The following is a 1,454-nucleotide window of genomic DNA, read 5'->3' on the forward strand; positions in this document are numbered from 1 at the left end:
CGGCACTGAACTGCACCCCAAAACTTGGACGGCTTAAATAAGAACTACGCCGCAAGGGACTGGCTCCGGAACTCCTCCGGGGTCAGTCCCTTCAGTTTAACCTGGCGCCTCCTCGTGTTCCAATGGACCACGAAGTCGTCGAGGTCCGCCTTGAAGGACTCGAAGTCCGGCCACGTCCTTCCACGGAAGAACTCGTCCTTCATGTGGCCGAAGACCTGCTCGGTGGCGCCGTTGTCGATGCAGTTGCCCTTTCTGGACATGCTCTGGACGATCCCGGCGTCCCTCAGCCTCCCGCACCGTGCGGCGTGCTGGTACTGCCAGCCCATGTCGCTGTGGAGCACCGGTTTCGCGCCCTCGGGCATCTTCGCCAGCAGCCGGTCGAGCAGCTCGGCCTGCTGCGCCATGCCCGGGCTGGTCGACGTCGACCACGCGACTATCTCCTTGCTGCCGAAGTCGTACACCGGCGCGAAGTAGGCCTTGCCCCAGGGCTGCTTGAACTCGGTGACGTCGGTGCCCATCTTCTCCCACGGCCCGTCGGCGGCGAAGTCCCTGCCGATGACGTTCTCGAAGGTCTTTCCGACCTTGCCCCTGTACGAGTTGTACCTATGGTAGTCGGTCTCGCGGCGGATGCCGCAGCGGACCCCCATCTCCCGCATCATCTTGAGCACGGTCTTGTAGGCTATGCGCGCGCCCAGCTCGGCGCGCAGGCACATGGCGACCTGGCGGTGGCCGCACCCGTTGGCCGTGCGCGAGAAGATCTCCGCCACCGCGCCCCGCAGCTCCGGGCGCGTCGGCCTGCCCGGGTGCGACAGCGCGTAGTAGTAGCTGGACCGGGCCAGGCCGGCGCACTCCAGCAGGCGCCCCAGCTCGTACCCCTCTTCGCGCAGGGCGCTCACGGCCTCGACCTTCGCCCTGGTCAGAGCCCGTCCCTCTCGACCAGGGCACGCATTTTTTTAGGTAGGCCACCTCGGTCTCGAGCCTTCGGCAGCGCTCCTCGAGCTCCTGCTCGCGGGTGCGCGGCCTCGCCTTGGAACCGCTCGGCCGGCCCTTGGGCCTCGGGCGCAGGGCCTCCGCGCCGCCCCGGCGGTATAGCGCGCACCACTTCTTGAGCGGCGACATCGACATTATGCCGAACGCCGCCATCGCCTCGGTCTTCGTCATGCCGCCGTCGACGACGGCGGAGGCGGCGGCGACCTTCTGCTCGTATGTGTACCTGCCCTGCTTTCCGTCCATGGATAGCAGCACCTCGCTTCCGAACGACCGGTATACGTAGAGCCATTGTCTCACGGTGTCGCGCGGGACCGACAGCGCCTTCGCCGCCGATTTGTAGCCGTGGCCTCGCTCGAAGAGCTCGATCGCCGCCTTCCTGGCCTCGATGCCGTGCTTCACCCTCAAGTCGACACGCATAAAAAGCCTCCCATTTCTCATGTCCAAGAAATGGGAGGCAGTTCACA

Annotated in this window: 1 protein-coding gene and 1 pseudogene; both read right to left on the reverse strand. The window is 65.8% G+C overall.

All coding sequences use genetic code 11. The features are described from left to right. Positions 1-44: 44 nt before the first annotated feature. Positions 45-896, reverse strand: coding sequence for an IS3 family transposase (locus tag DWZ52_RS09590; RefSeq protein ID WP_199579251.1), 852 nt, complete (start codon positions 894-896; stop codon positions 45-47). A gap of 202 nt (positions 897-1,098) precedes the next feature. Next, positions 1,099-1,428 (reverse strand): annotated as a pseudogene (locus DWZ52_RS10360) (helix-turn-helix domain-containing protein); the annotation flags it as partial. Positions 1,429-1,454: the final 26 nt, after the last annotated feature.

It is taken from the genome of Collinsella sp. AF33-16, from assembly GCF_003475325.1.
Lineage (GTDB): Bacteria > Actinomycetota > Coriobacteriia > Coriobacteriales > Coriobacteriaceae > Collinsella.